The 16,380-nt window shown below is 67.0% G+C and carries 19 protein-coding genes and 1 pseudogene; 11 read left to right on the forward strand and 9 right to left on the reverse strand.

The window, feature by feature from the left end:
- Window positions 1–51 precede the first annotated feature (51 nt).
- From ACWZHB_RS00340 to ACWZHB_RS00350, 3 genes and pseudogenes are all read left to right on the forward strand, one after another.
- Complete coding sequence (locus tag ACWZHB_RS00340) at window positions 52–1,353, forward strand: MFS transporter (protein WP_427905929.1); 1,302 nt, start codon at window positions 52–54, stop codon at window positions 1,351–1,353.
- Between the two features lie 26 nt (window positions 1,354–1,379).
- Window positions 1,380–1,964, forward strand: coding sequence for an RBBP9/YdeN family alpha/beta hydrolase (locus ACWZHB_RS00345; RefSeq protein WP_427905930.1), 585 nt, complete (start codon window positions 1,380–1,382; stop codon window positions 1,962–1,964).
- Window position 1,965: 1 nt separating this feature from the next.
- A pseudogene (locus ACWZHB_RS00350) lies at window positions 1,966–2,333 on the forward strand (CoA-transferase); the annotation flags it as partial.
- Here ACWZHB_RS00350 and ACWZHB_RS00355 read toward each other — a convergent pair.
- Complete coding sequence (locus tag ACWZHB_RS00355; protein WP_427905931.1) at window positions 2,238–2,690, reverse strand: Lrp/AsnC family transcriptional regulator; 453 nt, start codon at window positions 2,688–2,690, stop codon at window positions 2,238–2,240. The pseudogene ACWZHB_RS00350 and the gene ACWZHB_RS00355 overlap by 96 nt on opposite strands.
- A gap of 130 nt (window positions 2,691–2,820) precedes the next feature.
- Between ACWZHB_RS00355 and ACWZHB_RS00360 the strand changes: the two genes are divergently transcribed.
- Entirely contained in the window at window positions 2,821–3,750 is a 930-nt protein-coding gene (locus tag ACWZHB_RS00360; protein ID WP_427905932.1) for a DMT family transporter, read from the forward strand.
- 282 nt (window positions 3,751–4,032) lie between these two features.
- Here the strand turns inward: ACWZHB_RS00360 and ACWZHB_RS00365 are convergent, their stop codons facing one another.
- From ACWZHB_RS00365 to ACWZHB_RS00375, 3 genes are all read right to left on the reverse strand, one after another.
- A complete protein-coding gene (locus ACWZHB_RS00365; RefSeq protein WP_427905933.1) occupies window positions 4,033–4,518 on the reverse strand; it encodes a hypothetical protein in 486 nt (161 codons plus the stop codon).
- 395 nt (window positions 4,519–4,913) lie between these two features.
- Window positions 4,914–5,372 (reverse strand): VOC family protein, encoded by a 459-nt coding sequence (locus tag ACWZHB_RS00370; protein WP_427905934.1) that lies wholly within the window; start codon window positions 5,370–5,372, stop codon window positions 4,914–4,916.
- Window positions 5,373–5,436: 64 nt separating this feature from the next.
- Window positions 5,437–6,012: a GrpB family protein gene (locus tag ACWZHB_RS00375; protein WP_427905935.1), complete on the reverse strand. Its 576-nt coding sequence runs from the start codon at window positions 6,010–6,012 to the stop codon at window positions 5,437–5,439.
- An 870-nt stretch (window positions 6,013–6,882) separates the two neighbouring features.
- On the opposite strand from ACWZHB_RS00375, the gene ACWZHB_RS00380 reads away from it, so the two are divergent.
- Window positions 6,883–7,920, forward strand: coding sequence for a zinc-binding dehydrogenase (locus ACWZHB_RS00380; protein ID WP_427905936.1), 1,038 nt, complete (start codon window positions 6,883–6,885; stop codon window positions 7,918–7,920).
- 64 nt (window positions 7,921–7,984) lie between these two features.
- Here the strand turns inward: ACWZHB_RS00380 and ACWZHB_RS00385 are convergent, their stop codons facing one another.
- On the reverse strand, window positions 7,985–8,824 hold the full coding sequence (locus tag ACWZHB_RS00385; protein ID WP_427905937.1) for a helix-turn-helix transcriptional regulator: 840 nt from the start codon (window positions 8,822–8,824) through the stop codon (window positions 7,985–7,987).
- A 137-nt stretch (window positions 8,825–8,961) separates the two neighbouring features.
- On the opposite strand from ACWZHB_RS00385, the gene ACWZHB_RS00390 reads away from it, so the two are divergent.
- Window positions 8,962–9,903 carry an SDR family oxidoreductase gene (locus tag ACWZHB_RS00390; protein ID WP_427905938.1) on the forward strand — a complete coding sequence of 314 codons (942 nt, stop codon included), beginning with the start codon at window positions 8,962–8,964 and terminating at the stop codon, window positions 9,901–9,903.
- A gap of 20 nt (window positions 9,904–9,923) precedes the next feature.
- Here ACWZHB_RS00390 and ACWZHB_RS00395 read toward each other — a convergent pair whose 3' ends face one another.
- Window positions 9,924–10,418, reverse strand: a complete 495-nt coding sequence (locus ACWZHB_RS00395; protein WP_427905939.1) for a GtrA family protein — start codon at window positions 10,416–10,418, stop codon at window positions 9,924–9,926.
- A gap of 122 nt (window positions 10,419–10,540) precedes the next feature.
- On the opposite strand from ACWZHB_RS00395, the gene ACWZHB_RS00400 reads away from it, so the two are divergent.
- Window positions 10,541–10,720, forward strand: coding sequence for a hypothetical protein (locus ACWZHB_RS00400; protein ID WP_266298104.1), 180 nt, complete (start codon window positions 10,541–10,543; stop codon window positions 10,718–10,720).
- A 143-nt stretch (window positions 10,721–10,863) separates the two neighbouring features.
- Here the strand turns inward: ACWZHB_RS00400 and ACWZHB_RS00405 are convergent, their stop codons facing one another.
- Window positions 10,864–11,799, reverse strand: coding sequence for an NADP-dependent oxidoreductase (locus ACWZHB_RS00405; protein WP_427905940.1), 936 nt, complete (start codon window positions 11,797–11,799; stop codon window positions 10,864–10,866).
- A gap of 24 nt (window positions 11,800–11,823) precedes the next feature.
- On the reverse strand, window positions 11,824–12,669 hold the full coding sequence (locus ACWZHB_RS00410; protein ID WP_427905941.1) for a dioxygenase family protein: 846 nt from the start codon (window positions 12,667–12,669) through the stop codon (window positions 11,824–11,826).
- Between the two features lie 144 nt (window positions 12,670–12,813).
- Here ACWZHB_RS00410 and ACWZHB_RS00415 point away from each other — a divergent pair, with 144 nt between their 5' ends.
- Complete coding sequence (locus ACWZHB_RS00415) at window positions 12,814–13,284, forward strand: MarR family winged helix-turn-helix transcriptional regulator (RefSeq protein ID WP_427905942.1); 471 nt, start codon at window positions 12,814–12,816, stop codon at window positions 13,282–13,284.
- 5 nt (window positions 13,285–13,289) lie between these two features.
- On the opposite strand, the gene ACWZHB_RS00420 is transcribed toward ACWZHB_RS00415, so the two are convergent.
- Window positions 13,290–13,607, reverse strand: coding sequence for a MerR family transcriptional regulator (locus ACWZHB_RS00420; RefSeq protein ID WP_427905943.1), 318 nt, complete (start codon window positions 13,605–13,607; stop codon window positions 13,290–13,292).
- Between the two features lie 109 nt (window positions 13,608–13,716).
- On the opposite strand from ACWZHB_RS00420, the gene ACWZHB_RS00425 reads away from it, so the two are divergent.
- The 3 genes from ACWZHB_RS00425 (at window position 13,717) to ACWZHB_RS00435 (ending at window position 16,188) form a co-directional block, all read left to right on the forward strand.
- Window positions 13,717–14,577, forward strand: a complete 861-nt coding sequence (locus tag ACWZHB_RS00425; protein WP_427905944.1) for an alpha/beta fold hydrolase — start codon at window positions 13,717–13,719, stop codon at window positions 14,575–14,577.
- Between the two features lie 245 nt (window positions 14,578–14,822).
- Window positions 14,823–15,485 carry an MspA family porin gene (locus ACWZHB_RS00430; protein WP_427905945.1) on the forward strand — a complete coding sequence of 221 codons (663 nt, stop codon included), beginning with the start codon at window positions 14,823–14,825 and terminating at the stop codon, window positions 15,483–15,485.
- Window positions 15,486–15,522: 37 nt separating this feature from the next.
- Window positions 15,523–16,188 (forward strand): MspA family porin, encoded by a 666-nt coding sequence (locus ACWZHB_RS00435; RefSeq protein ID WP_427905946.1) that lies wholly within the window; start codon window positions 15,523–15,525, stop codon window positions 16,186–16,188.
- Window positions 16,189–16,380: the final 192 nt, after the last annotated feature.

The raw sequence follows: 16,380 nt of genomic DNA on the forward strand, positions 1-16,380 counted from the left end.
GACAACCCGGTGGACGTCAGCGACGACGTCCACCGGTTCGCAGGAGCACCCATGGACCTCACCATCGCCGCCGCGAACACCGCGCCGGCGCCGAGCCGTTCCTCGTTCATCCGCCACAACTATCCCTGGCTGGTGTTCGCACTCGCCTTCGGCCTACTACTGGCCGACTACATGTCCCGACAAGTGCTGAGCGCGGTCTTTCCGTTCCTGAAAACCGAATGGACGCTGTCGGATTCGCAGTTGGCGTCACTGAGCAGTGTGGTCGCGCTGATGGTCGGGTTGCTCACGCTACCGCTGTCGGTGCTGGCCGACCGGTGGGGTCGGGTCAAGAGCCTGGTGCTGATGGCGGTGGTGTGGAGTGTCGCGACACTGGTATGCGCACTGGCCGACAACTACCCGCAGATGCTGGCCGCGCGCTTCTTCGTCGGCGTCGGTGAGGCCGCGTACGGCAGTGTCGGCATCGCGCTGGTGCTCAGTGTCTTCGCCGCGCACAGGCACGCCGCATTGAGTGGCGCGTTCATGGCCGGTGGTTCGTTCGGATCGGTCCTCGGTGTCGCCGCCGGTGGTGTGATCGCCGTGCATCTGGGTTGGCGGTGGTCGTTCGCGACGATGGCGGTGTTCGGACTGGTGCTGGCCGTGGTGTTCTGGGCGGTGGTCAAGGAGCACCGCAACGCCGAACACGCGGCCGAGCCGGTTCCCGAAGTCGCCTTCCGCGCCCCGATTTCGACCCTGTTCACCAATCCGGCGGTGCTGTGCGCCTATGTGGGCAGCGGGTTGCAGATGTTCACCGCCGCGGTGCTGCTGTCGTGGATGCCCAGCTTCTTCAACCGCTATTACGGGCTGGCGCCGGACCGGGCCGCGGGGCTAGCGGCCGTGATCGTGACCCTCGTCGGCACCGGCATGGTGGTGTGCGGGGTGATCACCGACCGGGTCGGTCGCGTCGAGATGGCGCGGAAGTGGACCACCGCGATCGTGTTCTGTCTGATCTCGCTCGTCACCCTCGGTATCGGCTTCAGCATGAGTACCGGTGCGCCGCAACTGGTTCTGCTCGGCATCGGCGCGTTCTTCTCCGGCGGCTCGGCCGGCCCGACCGTCGCCATGGTCGCCAATCTCACCCACCCCTCGGTCCGTGCGTCGGCATTCGGCACCCTCACCCTCGCCAACAGCTTGCTCGGGCTGGCGCTCGGTCCGTTCGTCGTCGGCGTTCTCGCCGATCACCTCGGGCTGCAGAGCGCACTGCGCGTCACGCCGGTGGTGTCGGTGCTCGCCATCGCGGCCCTGCTTCTCGGTCGCCGCGTGTACCCGATCGGCCTGCGCAAGCTCGCCACCGTCCACGCGGCAGCTCCGCACTGATCACTTCGAAAAGGACTACCGCACAGATGAATTCTCTTCCCGAACCCACTGTCGTTATCGTTCCCGGTCTGCGCGACCACGTCGCCGATCACTGGCAGACGCTGCTCGCCGACACCCTCGACAAGGTGGCCATCGTGCCGCCCCTCGAGCGGGACGGGCTGCGCCTGGCCGCGCGGGTCGCCGCACTCGACGCGGTGCTCGCCGATATCGACGGCCCTGTCGTCCTGGTCGCGCACAGCGCGGGCGTGATGATCACCGTCCACTGGGCGCAGCAGTCCGACCGGCCGGTGCGCGGCGCCTTGCTCGCGACCCCACCGGACTTCGAAACCCCACTGCCACAGGGCTATCCGAACGCCGAGGAACTCACGGCCAACGGCTGGACGCCGATCCCACGGCGGCAGTTGCCGTTCCCCAGCATCGTGGCCGCGAGCAGTACCGATCCCTTGGCCACGACTCGTCGCGTCGCGGGCATGGCCGAGGTGTGGGGGAGCAGGCTGGTCGACCTCGGCGCTGTCGGCCACCTGAATCCGGCGGCGGGCTATGGTCCGTGGCCGCGCGCTCAGGAACTGCTGGACGAGCTCCTGGAGATGACCGGGGAGCTGGCTCGATGACGACAGTGTTCGCCTCGAGATCTTCTGCAACAACTGCGCGACCGACGGCGTCGGACTGGGAATTCTGCTGGCGCAGAAGCGGATCCGTGGGGTCACCGCGTCCTACGTCGGTGAGAACGCGGAGTTCGCGCGCCAGTATCTGTCCGGTGAACTGGAAGCCGAGCCGGCACCCTCGCCGAGAAGCTGCGTGCGGGCGGGACCGGGATTCCGGCCTTCTTCACCGCCGCCGGCGTCGGGACGCCGGTGTTCGACGGGGGATTGCCGCGGCACCACTCATGCCGGGCCGATGACCTTCTTGCGCATGTGCCCATAGACCACCGAGGTGCGGACATTCGCGAGTTCGGGGCGCGTTGTCAGCTTGTCCAGGACCACGCCGTGGAGGTGGTCGGTGTCGCGGACAGCCACGTGCACGAGGAAGTCGTCGTTGCCGGTGAGGACGAACAGCGAGATCACCTCGGGCATCTGTTCCAGAAAAGCCTGGAAGCCCTCGATCACCGCGCGGGTGGGCGGGTGGACGCGCACGGCGATCACGGCCTGCAGTCCGCGGCCGATCGCCGCGAGGTCCGCCTCCGCGTGAAACCCGGTCAGGATGCCGCGTTCGCGCAGCGATCGGATCCGCTCCAGGCAGGTGGACGGGGCGATGTCGAGCGCCATGGCCATGTCCCGATTGGTGCGCCGACCATCCTGCTGGAGCATCCGCACCAACGCCGAATCTAGTTCGTCCATGCTCGCCTCGCTCTGCTGACTTCCGAATCTAGTTCGGAGTCTACGCGTGACGATTGATTTTGTTGCTAGCGTCGCGCCAGTCAGCTGATTTTCGTTCGGCTGCGATGACTCGACGGAAAGGTGCCATCCGGTGCGTGAACGAGGGCCGAGCGGATGGGCGATGGGCGCGGTGGTGGCGGCCGCGCTGTTGTGGAGCAGTTCCTACGCGGTGACCAAAGTGCTGCTGGCCGGCATCGGTCCGCTCAGTATCGGTGCGGTCAGATTCACCCTCGCGGCCGTGCTGCTCGGTGTCATGGTGCGGCTGGACCGCACCCGCGGTGATCGGCCGGACGCTCGGCAGCGGCGACAGCTCTACCTGTGTGGATTGCTCGGTATCACTGTCTATTTCGTCCTCGAGAACGTCGGCGTCGATCTGTCGACGGCGTCCGACGCCTCCCTGATCGTGGCCACGTACCCGCTGATGACGATGCTGCTCGAGCTGGCGATCCTGCGCGTCCGATTGCCGCCGCTGCGGGTGACAGGCGTGCTGGCGGCCACCGTCGGCGCCTTTCTCGTCGTCCACGACGGTGCCAGGGTCGGCGGCGACGCGCGGTGGATCGGAGACATCATCCTGCTGCTCGGCGGGTTGGCCTGGGCCGGATACAACGTGCTCGGCAAGCGGGCGAGTGCGGGACACAGTGCCCTGACCGTCACGTATTACCAGACCATGGCGGGCGCGGGCGGATTCCTGCTGATCGCCCTCCTGGAAGCCGACAGCTGGCAGATGCCGGACATGACCACCTCGTCGTTGCTCGTCTACCTCGCGGTGGCGTGCTCGGTCGGCGGGTTCCTGCTCTACAACTACGGCTTGCGAAGGATGGCGCCGAGCGCCGCCGTGAACATCCTCAACCTGGTCCCGGTCTTCGGCGTACTCGCAGCCGTGATCATCAACGGCGAACCGTTCCGGCCTGCCCAGGCTGTCGGTGGCGTCGTGATCGTCGCCGGGGTCGCGCTGGGGTTGGTCGAGCGAGGATCACCGTCGCCGGCGGCGATACCGGACGAGCTCACCGTGAGTCGGTGACGCGGGCAGTTGCGGCCAGGCTCGCCCCGCCTCGCCGGTTTGTGCTTGGGACACACCGCTCGTCGTTTCGGACGCCTCAGCGACGAAGCCTTCGGGCTAGCGAAGGTGTTAGCGGCGCGTGCCGAAGCTGATCCTTCGGATGTCGACGGTCGGGCCCTGGACGGGTACGACGATGTCTGCAGCTCCTTGAATCTGTGGTGAGGAGTCATCTGTGAAATCCGAGGCGGCTGCCCCTGACTTCGATGACATCACACGCGACACCGGGGTGGACCTGCTCACCGGTCAAGTGCGACTGGGCACGTCATTCGTGGCGGCGATTGTGACGTGGAGGCCCTGGACAGCTTTGTCGTACTGATTGCGGTCGAACAGGAAGGGGCCGAATGCGGTGTAGTCACGTGTGGTGCGGTAGGGCTGTTCGAAGCAGTCCCACACGACAAGGTCGCCGGTCATGCTTATGCGTGTCAGCAGCGGCCAGCAGCCCAATTCCCTGCAACTGCAGGCAAGTACGGGAGTCTTCCGTCTCATGAGGGAAGAGGACCCGTAGAAATGGTCCATCGCCGACTCGAACCGGAAGAACAGGGGAACGAGACCACCGTACGCGTCACCTGCAGGCTCCATGCCAGCGCAGATTTCGACGGTGTCGATGAGATCGGTCAGAGGAATGGTATCGATGCGGGGCATGATCCGGTGGACGTCGGTACGTCCGGGCGGTCCCGGCCGATAGTCGAACCCGATCTCGCTGATGGCTGTCAAACGCTTGCGCTGCAAGCGCTTCCGATCTCGGGTGATCGACCCAACACCCGCACGACGGCGGGCGTCGGGGGTCTGGGCCCTGCGGGGGATCACCGACTGAGGCGCACGACGCCCTTCCCAGTTGAAAGAATCACGGCGTCAATGTATCCAGCGCTCGCTCATCCCGCAACGGTGGAGGCCCTCTGCGGCGCCGACCGGTTCGAAACGCGCGGGTCGCGGCATGGTCAGGCGGTGATTCCCGCTAGGCCGGACGCTTGGGCGGCGGTACGCGGTCAGTCGGACCGAGAGTGTCCAGTCGTACGTCGAAGACGAACGGCACATCGTCGGGGCCAGCGGATTTGGCATGAGAGCGTTCGCGTTGTCCAGGTGCCCGCATGTCCCCGAGCCGGCCGACCATGAAGAGACGCGTCTTACTCAGCCGGCAGCGGTTCGCCGAAGACCCACGGCATCAGCACTACAAGCCAGCCGTCGGGATCCGCGAACAACACTGCGCCGCTCCGCGCCCAATACGGGTTAGCGGGCGCGACCGGCCGGTGACCACGCCCGGTGAGCCGATCCGCCATGCCCCGAAGAGCCTGTTCCCCTCGCAAATACAGCACAAGCTGATTTTCCGGATGAGGTGGAGGTATCGCCGGTGGCGAACCGTGCTGCGTGATCTCCAGCTGCACTCCAGCCCCAGGCAGCCCGAAAACGGCCCCGTCGTATCCATCGTGATCACGCCACTGCGCCAGCACCGCCAATCCGAGATCATCTCGATAGAACGCGACCACCTCGTCAAACCGTGCCGTGGGTCGCGCGAACCGTACCGCCCCTACGCTCAAGTGCTCTGGCCACACATCCAGCGCAACACTGAAATTCGACCGATCCATCCTGGCAGGCAGTGGGATCGTTGACAGCCTGCCAGCGCACGGAACTCGGCAGACACGTCCGCCGTCACTTCTCCCACACGGGGACCGGCGCCAGGCCGAGTCTGGCGCGGGCTCGATCGGTCAGTTCTTGAATCAGTTCTGTTTTCGCGCGGGCGTAGTCCCTCGCTGGCGTGCCTGCATCCACGATCTGCCGCTTCAACTGGGCGTACCGCTCGGCCTCGTGAGGATGGGCACGCAGGTAATCGCGCAACAGACGCTGATTTCTATGAGGCCAGCTCGCCAGGTCGACAACATGCAGGATATGGGTCCTGATGTTGTCACGTATCCGGACATAGATGAGCCGGTCACTTATCCCGTTGAGGTGACGCCGATAGCCCAGTAACGATAGTTGCCCTTCCCGTCGTTCAACTTCGGCCAGCTCAACCGCGGCCGCCATCAGATCTATAACAGGCTTCGCTGCTAGGCCAGAGGCTGCCGTTGAACCGATGTGCTCGACCTCCGCCAACAGATTCGGCCACAGTGTGCGCAGCTCTGAAATCGCGTCCGCTGCCATCCGAGGCCAGGCGGGGTCGTAGTCGACGATGCGAAGATGATCTCCTGACACGTTCCAATCATGCTCGGCCAGGTCATCGTTCGACACCCGTTTCGTGGTTCCCTGGTTTCCGCGCATCTGCGCAACGCGACCCACGCCGGGTTCCGACCCGGGGTCCTGGAGACCTTCCTGCAACCCTGGCTCGGTCCGTCGGGGCAGGCCGCCTACTACCGCCAATACCGCCAGCTGGCCCAGGCCGACACCGAACCGTTCGAGGCGCTGCTCTCAAAAATCGACATCCCGGTCCGACTGCTGTGGGGCAGGCAAGACAGGATTCTGCCTCCGCAGTACGGCCACTGGCTGCACCAGCGCCCCGCAGGCACCGTTGTATTGGATCGAGGATGGTGGACACCTGCTACAAGAAGATGCTCCTGCCCGTCTGCTCGCCCACTTGCTCACCTGATCTGTGCCCTCGGTCTGCGTCCACGTGCTGACCATTGCCGTGCACGGTCGGCAGGGTCACCGACCACGTTGCGCAGTTGCTCGCCGAGTACACGAGGGAGCGCGCTAACACCCCGGCAGGCGATGCAGCAGAGGGCGTCCACCTTTCGCCGCTCACGTATCCGGGTTCGACCACTTTCTGTTCCGGCACCACCCTATCCACGGTGCACCGCACTCCTGTCGCCCAAGATCGGTCCGACCGATCGGCGTCCGATTGCCATTGGTCCGGACTGATCGCTCATCGGCAGATGCGGACGTTCGTGGCCGCGCGCTCAGCGGCATATCGACTACATGCGAGAGGTCAGGAATTCTCGGACCTGCGCGCGGTTGTCGTCCATTTCTCCACGGTGAACGTGTTCCGGCGGTCGATGGGGGTACTGCGCTTACCTGGAAGAGCTGTCACTGTCGCGACCGCCGAGAACGGCGTGTACTGAGAAATAGCCGCCAGTCGAGAACCGAATCAGACAGGAGATGCTCATGCGAGCGACCTATATGTACGGCCCCGGCGATGTCCGGATCATCGAGGTGGCCGACCCGGTCATCGTCGACCCGACCGACGCGGTGGTCCGCATCGTCAGCAGCTGCATCTGTGGTTCGGACCTGCATCCGTACCACTCGATGGCGCCGTCGGCGCAGGGCAGCCCGATGGGGCACGAATGTGTCGGCGTCGTCGAGGACGTCGGGCGTGAGGTGACCACGGTGAAGAAGGGCGATCTGGTGATCACGCCGTTCGCGTGGTCGGACGGGACCTGCGAGTTCTGTCGTGAGGGACTGCAGACGTCGTGCAGGCACGGTGGTTTCTGGGGTGGCGGGAAGGTGGGTGGGTTGCAGGCCGAAGCGGTGCGGGTGCCGCTCGCCGACGGCACGCTCGTGGCGGTGCCGGTGGCGGAGGACTCGCCGCTGATCCCGTCGTTGCTGACGCTGTCCGATGTGTACGGCACGGGGTATCACGCGGCTGTCAAGGCGCGCGTCACGCCGGAAACCACCGTCACGGTGGTCGGTGACGGTGCGGTCGGGCTCATGGCGGTGTTGTCGGCCCGTCAGCTCGGGGCCGAGCAGATCATCCTGATGGGCCGGCACAAGCAGCGCACCGATCTGGGGCGTGAGTTCGGTGCGAGCGAGGTCGTGGCCGCACGCGGCGACGAGGGCATCGCGGCGGTGCGCGAACTCACCGGTGGCGACGGCACGCACGTCGTCATCGAAGCCGTCGGCCACATGCCCGCCTATCAGCAGGCCATCGGTGTGGTCCGGCCGGGCGGCGTGATCAGCCGCGTCGGGGTGCCCCAATATGCCGACGCCCCAGTGGGTTTCGGCACCCTGTTCGGTCCGAACATCACTCTCACCGGCGGCCCCGCTCCGGCCCGTGCCTACATCGACACGCTGCTGCCGGGTGTCCTCGACGGCACCGTCGATCCGGGCAAGGTCTTCGACCGCGAGATCGGGCTCGACGACGTTCCCGAGGGCTACCGCGCGATGGACAACCGCGAAGCCCTCAAAGTCCTGGTCCGGCTCTGACACCGAAAGGAGCGCGACGATGTGCCTCGAGGACTACCGCCGCGCCCAGCCCGGAAGCTGACACTCAGCGGAGCATCTCGGTGCTGACCACCGAGAGCAACCGCAGTTTCTCGTAGCTCTCGGTGCCGGGCGTCGCGGTGTAGACCAGCAACAGGTGGGACTGCTCGGGGTCGAGAAGGGTTTGGCAGTGCAGGTCCATGGTGCCGACCTCGGGGTGCCGGAACCGCTTCACCTCCCGGGGGCGCACGCCGATCTCGTGGATGTGCCACAGGGTGGTGAACTCCGCGGATTCGGCGAGCAGGCGGGTCGCGTAGTGGGCGGCGCGGGAATCGGGGCCGCGCCGGGTGGCGACCTCGCGGAGTCCGGAGACGAACATCCGGGACAGGAACGGGCGGTCCTCTGGTGCGTAGCGGTCGCGTTCGGTGCGGTCGGTGAACCAGCGGTAGCCGATGCTGCGGGCGGGTCCGGTGTAGTGGGTGGTGTCGCCGGTCAGCGCCGTACCGAGCGGTGTCTGGCGCAGTGTCTCGCCGAGCTCGGTGACGATCTCGGCGGGCGTGTCCTGGAGGCGGTCGAGGATCCGCAGCAGACCGGGGCTGATGTGTTCGCTGATCGTGCCACGGGCGGGCGGCGTGTGGCCCGCGAGCCGGAACAGGTGGTCGCGTTCGTCGAGGGACAGGTGCAGGCCCTGGGCGATGGACGCCGTCATCTGTTCCGACGGGTGCGGACCGCGCTCCTGCTCCAGTCGCGCGTAGTAGTCGGTCGACATGTGGCACAGGACGGCGACCTCCTCCCGTCGCAGCCCGCTCGTCCGGCGTCTGTGCCCGCGTGGGAGTCCGACGTCCTCGGGTTGCAACGACTCCCGGCGTCGTCTGAGGAACTCCGCCAGCTCGGCTCGATCGATCACCAGCATCTCCTTCCAGCGTCGAGTTCGGTTCTACCGTCGCGGCCTGCGGGTATCCACTGATCGACAGTCCCTGGATGTCGCCGTGCGACCCGACGATCGTGGACAGCAGTCACCAGCCCAACACCCCGAGGAGCGATATGCCACGCCGACAAGCCGACATCACTGTTCCCGACCTCACCGGTCAGCGCGCCGTGGTCACCGGAGCCAGCGATGGCATGGGGGTCGGGATCGCGGCGCGCCTGGCGGCCGCCGGGGCGGAAGTCGTTCTCCCGGTTCGCAATCAGCGCAAAGGCGAGGCGGCGCTCACCACCGTCCGGGCGGTGACCCCCGACGCGGACGTGTCGCTTCGCGAACTCGATCTGTCCTCGCTGGCCTCGGTCGCCGCGCTCGGCAAGACCCTGCGAGCCGAGGATCGCCCGATCCATCTGCTGATCAACAACGCGGGTGTGATGACCCCACCGGATCGGCAGGTCACCGTCGACGGTGCCGAATTGCAGTTCGGCACCAACCATCTCGGGCACTTCGCGCTCGTCGGACACCTCATGCCCCTGCTCCGTGCCGGGGGCGCGCGAGTCACCTCGCAGGTCAGCGTCGCGGCCAACCAGAACAAGATCAATTGGGACGACCTGAACTGGGAGCGCTCCTATGACGGCAGAGCTGCCTATAGTCAGTCCAAGATCGCCCTCGGTCTTTTCGGGCTCGAACTCGGCAGGCGCAGCCGGGCGAACGGTTGGGGTATCACCAGCAATCTCGCCCACCCCGGCGTCGCACCGACGAATCTCCTCGCCGCCCGGCCCGAGGTCGGGCGCACCACCGACACCACCTCGGTGAAACTCATCCGGTGGCTTTCGGCCCGCGGCATCCTGCTCGGCACCGTCGAGTCCGCGAAACTCCCCGCCCTCTACGCCGCCACCTCGCCCGACGCCGAGACCGAACGCTTCTACGGACCCAGCGGACCGGGGCATCTCGGCGGACCACCGGCGGAGCAGAAACTCTACGGTCGGCTGCGCAGTCACGAAGATGCCCAGCGCATCTGGCAGATCTCCGAAGACCTCACCGGTATCCGAATCCCGGAATGACCCTGGCCCACAGGCAGGTGCTAGTCCTTCGCGAAGACGAAATTGCGCAGCGCCAGGAAACGTAGCCCGCCGACCACGGCCATGATCGCGATCACGGCGCCCGCCTGCGCGGCTTCGCCGAGCTCCGGTGCCAGCGCGTCGAGTCCGGCCAGCGCCGCCGTGCTGATCGCGAGCCCGAGTAGGGCCAGCCCACCGCCCTCCCACTGCGCGGTGAATCCGCCGACCCTGCTGCCCGCCCGGAAGGTGAGTTGCCGGTGCAATTCGTTCGCGATCACCGTGCTCACCAGCGACCCGGCGACATTGGCGACCAGGGGGCCGCTGCCGTGCATGGTCATGAACAGCAGCACGTACGCGACATTGCTGGCGCCGCCGACCAGGGCGAATCGGATCAGCTGGGCGAAGGTGTGGTCGCCGCGCAGGTAGCGCAGCACCAGGGCGAGGTCGATGCGCAGTGCGGGATCGGCGAAGACGCTGGTGGGGAGCATTCCCGGGTGGGTGACCTGCGGAGTCGTCATGTTCGTTCCGATCAAGCGTGCGGATTCGGCCGGGTGGATCCGGCGACGCTTGTGACTATACGTAGATGTATACGTATAAACAAGTTCTGGCGTGCGCGCCGCAGTCGGCGGACACTGGAGGGATGGTGGACAGGGAGCAACGCACGCCCTTTTACGGGGTGGTGCTGATTCTCGCAGCGTTGGGCGCATCCATGGCGGTCAGTTACTACGGGCCGACATGGGTTCGCGTCACCGTCTACATCCTCACGGCGATGGTCGTCTTGGTCGGCGGTGTCATGACGTTCCGGGACTACTCGCACTGACGCTGCGAACGCACTGCGCCCCGGCGGGTGGGGCGAGGTTGAGTGGCGCACCACCGAGGATGGGTGGGCCGCGCGAACCGGCCTTGCCGGTGGTGCGAAGCGCCCGCATCGCGACACGCGCGATGCGGGCTCACCGCTGATGGTCAGGGAACGAGCACGACCGTCTTGCCGGTCAGCCGTCCGGCGCCGGAGTCGGCATGTACCTCGGCCAGTTCGGCGACCGGACGGCGCGCGGCGACGTGCAGTCTGAGCGTGCCCGCATCCACCTTGGTGACGAGTTCGGCCAGCTGAGTCGCGTCGCTGCGGACCCACAGGCTCGCGCTGCGTACGCCTCGGGTGGGATCTTCGGGAATCGGACCGGCGGTGCTGGCCGCCACCCCGCCGTCGGCGATGTAGTTCGTCAGCTGCGCGAGCTCGGCGGGGGAGACTCGCACATGGTTCACCACGACGTCGAACGGGCCGCCGATGACGGCTGGTCCGGCCGCGAGATCGAGGGGGGCGAGGGCCTGGTGGGCGCCGTAGCCGCGAAGCCGGTCGGCGTTCGCGGGCGCGTCCACCGCGGTCACCCGCGCGCCCGCGTCGACGGCTAGCTGCACGACGAGGCTGCCCACCGCGCCTCCTGCCCCGTTGACCAGCACGGTCTGACCCGGTTTCAGTTCGGCGAGTTCGAACACCGTCTGCCACGCGGCCAGGCCGGTCAGTGGCAGCGCGGCGGCGTCGACCAGGTCGATCGTTCGCGGCGCCGGGGTCAGGGACTCGGCCGGGACCAGGACGTATTCGGCGGCGCCACCCGCGGATTCCAGCGGCAACATCGCGACGACCAGGTCACCGACCTCGACGCCGGTCACCTCCGCGCCGAGTTCGGCGACCGTGCCCGCGAGGTCGATGCCCGGTACGTACGGCAGCTCGATCGGGATCATCTCGGCCAGGAAGCCGGCGCGGATGTGGTCGTCGACCGGGTTGAACGACGTGGCCGCCACCCGCACCAGCACCTGCCCGGAGCCGGGGACCGGACGGTCCACGTCCTCGAGGCGCAGAACTTCGCTACTACCGAACTCGTGGAAACGCACTGCTTTCATGACACTGCCTCTTCTGTGGGTTGTTCAGGAAATCTGTACGGAGCGGATGGAGTTGCCCATGACCATGCGGTCGATGGCGCTCACCGCACTGGTCGGATCGTCGGCGGCGCCGACGGTGAGCAACAGCGGCACGAAGTGCTCGGCCGTCGGATGGGCGACCGCGGCGCCGGGTGCCTTGTTCCGGTAGTCGGCGAGTGCGTCGGCATCGCCGCGGGTGAGCGCATCGTCGGCCCATTCGTCGAATGCCGTTGTCTGCGCGGCGAGTTCGGGACGGCCGAAGACGGCGAAGCTGTGCGTCATGAAGCCGGAGCCGAGCACGAGGATGCCTTCGTCGCGCAGCGGCCGCAGGCGTGCGCCGAGCTCTAGGAGGGCGCCGGGATCGAGGCCGGGCATCGACAGCTGCACGACCGGGACGTCCGCCGCTGGGTACATGGCCATGAGTGGGATGAAGGCGCCGTGGTCGAGACCGCGGCCGGTGAACTCGTGCACCGGCGTCCGGCCGAACAGGCCGGTGAGTCGCCGGGCCAGGTCGGTGGCGTCCGGGGTCGCGTAGGGAAGGGTCTTGTAGCGGGGGTGGAAGCCGCTGAAGTCGTAGTACAGCGGGGTGCCTGCCACGGCTCCGGTGATGGTGACCGGCGCGGCTTCCCAATGCGCCGAGACGACGACGATGGCACGAGGTTTGGGCATCGACTGGCTCCAGTCGAAGAGATCGCCGACCCACTGCGGATCGTCGAGGGTGAACGGGGCGCCGTGACTGACGAAGAGGCTGGGTAGGGCGCCGTTGGACGGGCTCCACCGGCGTTGTTCGCGCGCCTGGGGCATGGCCCTTGCGAGCAGGTCGTCGTAGGCCGCGGCTGGTGTCGGGTTCATCGCCAATCCTCTCCATTGCTTGCCTGGGAAAGTAATTTAACTTTCCTGGGCAAGTGAAGACTAGCTTGAGGTGAGTTGCCTAGGCAAGTGAATTCAGTTGCTCAGGCAAGTTGGATGGGTTGTCTTGGCAAGTATGATCAGCTGATGGACACCCAGTCACCCTGGTTAGACGCCGATCAGCAGGACCTGTGGCAAGCGCTGCTCACGGTCGTCACCGCCCTGCCCGCGGCACTCGATCGTCAGCTGCAGCGCGACGCGGGCATCTCCAACTTCGAGTACGGAGTGCTGGCCCGGCTGTCCATGGCCGACGAGGTGACACTTCGGCTCAGTGATCTGGCCAGGGAATGCGACGCCACCCTGCCGCGGCTGTCGAAGGTGATGGACCGCTTCGAAACTCGCGATTGGGTCGCCCGCCGCGCCGACCCCACCGATGGTCGCTACACCCTCGCCACGCTGACCGATACCGGCAGGCGCCAGCTCACCGAGAGCGCACCCGCGCACGTCGCGCAGGTGAAGCGCCTCGTGTTCGACCCGCTCACCGCCGCTCAGCAACGCCATCTCGGCAATGCGCTCACCCGCGTCGCCGCCACCGTGCGCCGAGACCTCGAGGGGTAGCGCGCTCAGGCGGTCGGTTCGCTGTGGTGATCGGCTGCGGTGATGAGCTCGTCGAGCCGGCCCAAGGCTTTCCTCATGGCGGCGATGTGGGTGGCGAGGCGGTCGCGCTCGGCCAGCAGTTCGTCGCGTTGGGTCACGGTGGTGTGGCCGGCGTCCAGGCAGGGCAGCAGGCTGGTGATGGTGCGGCTGCCCAGCCCCGCCGCGTAGAACTGCTGGAAGAAGCGGACCCGCTCGATCGCTTCCTCGGTGTAGACGCGCTGGCCGGACGGGGTGCGCTCGGGGACGAGGGGCTCCTGCTCTTCGTAATACCGCAGGGCGCGCACGCTGGCCTTGCTCTATCCGCAGGTCGTGGCCCAGCGATAGGCTTCCAGACCAATGAATTCCGGCCGCGGAAGTCGTCTCGTCCTATGACGCAACCGCAGAGGAGTCGCCATGCCGTCACATCGATCGCCCGAGCGCTTGGTCACCGTCGGTGATGTCGACCTGTGCGTGACCACGTTCGGCGACCAGCGACGGTCGCCGGTGCTGTTGCCGTGCACGTCGCGGCTGTGCTGGGAAGACCGGTTCTGCGAACGGCTCGCCGGCGCGGGCCGGTTCGTCCTTCGCTACGACATCCGCGATACCGGCCGGTCGACCGCCTACCCGGTCGGCTCGCCCGGTTACACCCTGCGCGACCTGGTCTCGGACCTCGTCGGACTGCTGGACGTCTTCGAACTTCCGCGCGCCCACCTGGTCGGCTTCTCGGTGGCGGGCTGGATCTGCCAGCTCGCCGCCCTCGACCACCCCGACCGCGTGTCGGCTCTGACCCTGATCAACACACGCCCCACCGCACCCGGCCCGGCGGACCCGGACCTACCCGAGCATTCGGACAGGGTCATGAAGTTCTTCACCGAGACATCCCCGCCGGACTGGTCCGACCGGTCCGCGGTGATCGACTACGGCGTCGAACAGGCCCGGGTCCGCGCCGGCGCACACGGATTCGACGAACAGCGGGCGCGGCAGCAGGCGGTCCGGATGGTCGACCGCACCACCGATATGGCCTCCAGCGTGCGCAATCTGGCTTTCGTCGAGGCGGGCGAACGCTGGCGCGAGCGGCTACGCGATCTCACCATCCCGGCCCTCGTCGTCCACGGCACCGACGACCCGTTCTTTCCCTACGGCAACGGGCAGGCCATGGCCCGGGAGATCCCCGGCGCCCAGTTGCTCCCGCTGGACGGCATCGGCCACGAACTCCCGGCCACCACCTGGGATCGTCTGCTCGCCGCCATGCTGGTGCTGCGGCCGCATCGGTGATCGAGAACCGATCGCCGTTGTGACCACCGCGGACGCGACAGGTGTCGTGGTCCAGTATTACGAACTGTTTACGACGACTGTTACACCACTGCAAAGAGCCGGAAATGTTCCCGTAGTGCGACTTTCATCGGTGAGCTTTCGCGTGGTCCTCATCGCGCCACGGTTCGAGGACAAGCTCGGTCGAGCCCTCGGCGCGCCCTTGCGCGGCGTCGGGGGATGACTGCTCGAACCTGATGAGGGGAAGTATGAATATCAACCGAATCCGTGGTGGCGCGAGTGCACTCGGCACCGGCCTGGCTGTGCTCGCACTGGGTGCGCTGGTGGCCGGTACCGCCGGTGCCGACGCCTTCGTCCCACTGCCCGACGGTGAGCGGGTCGGCCACGGTGTCACGGTGAAGCGCACCGGTGAGCACGCCGTGGTTTCCCCGTCGATGGCCGCCAATGGCGCGGGCCGGGTCGCGTGGGTCTCGGCCAACGTGACCGCCGACGTGACGATCACCCCCGAGGGCGAGGCGGGCCCGAACAACGGTCCTTCCGGCGCCGACGGCACCAACAACTCCTCCACGCACGGTGCCTCCCAGCTCAACACCGGCTACATCATCGGCTGCCAGGTCTCGATCGGCGACGACGCGATCGCCGCGGGCCTCTCCGGCGGCATCGACCTGTCCGGCTTCAGCGTCGGCGGTTCGGCCGGCATCGAGCTGGGCCCGGGCGAGGTGAAGTTCGTCCAGCTCGAGAAGAAGGACATCGAGAAGGCGGGCGTCTACTCGATCGAGTACCAGGACGTCGAGATCGAGGTGCAGGGCTGTGCCGGTTACGCGCAGGCCCGCGCCTACACCGTGGTCGAGATCATCGGCGACCACTACTCCAAGACCACCCTCTACGGTGCGCCGTTCAGCATCGGCTGACCTGCCCGAACCAGACATAGATCAGAGGACGAAAAATATGTTCCACCGTAAGAACGCGGCGCGGCTGGCCGGTGTCGCCGGCGCGGCCGCCGTCACCGTCGGGATGCTGTCGACCGGTGCGGCCAACGCCGACACCTTCATTCCGCTGCCCGGCGGCGAGATCGTCAAGACGCTGTCCGACGGCACCACCGTCACGGTCCGGCTGGTCGGCGAGTCGGCCAACATCAACCCGTCCATGGGTTCGACCCCGGTCCACCGCAACGCGTGGGTGTCCGGTAGCGCGCAGGTCGAGGTGTCGGGTAATGCCAAGGGCGGCAAGATCCGTCCCGGCTACGTCGTCGGCTGCCAGGTCAACATCGACGGCGGCGGCGTGGAAGGTGGCGTCGAGGGCGAGAGCGACTGGGCGGGCAAGAAGCCCGGTGTCGGTGCCGATACCGGCGCCGAACTGAGCCTCGGGCCGGGCCAGGCCGAGTCGTTCTACATCCTGGATCTCGAGAAGGCCGACGACTACGGCGACGAGTCGCACAGCAAGGACAACAAGTTCAAGGGTAAGAGCGGCTCGGTGACCTGGGCCGACACCACGATCGGCCTGTCCGGCTGCGGTGGCTACGCCCAGGCGCGTGCCTTCGTGAAGGTGAAGGTCGAGACCGACAATGTGACCTCGGTCGTCACGCTGTGGGGTCAGCCGTTCAGCATCGGCTGATCTGGTCAGTACCCTGTGCGGCCCGGCGCGATGCGCCGGGCCGCACTGCGTTCGGCGGGTATCCGGTCACCGGAATCGGGCGTCGGCCGCTGACAACCGATCGTCGACCGTCAGGGCCGAATACCCCCGACGGCTGTCCTCCTCCGCACCGGCGTCACAGCCGTGACAGCGCCGATTCCGGTGACCTTTGTG

The sequence above is a fragment of the Nocardia sp. FBN12 genome (assembly GCF_054031145.1).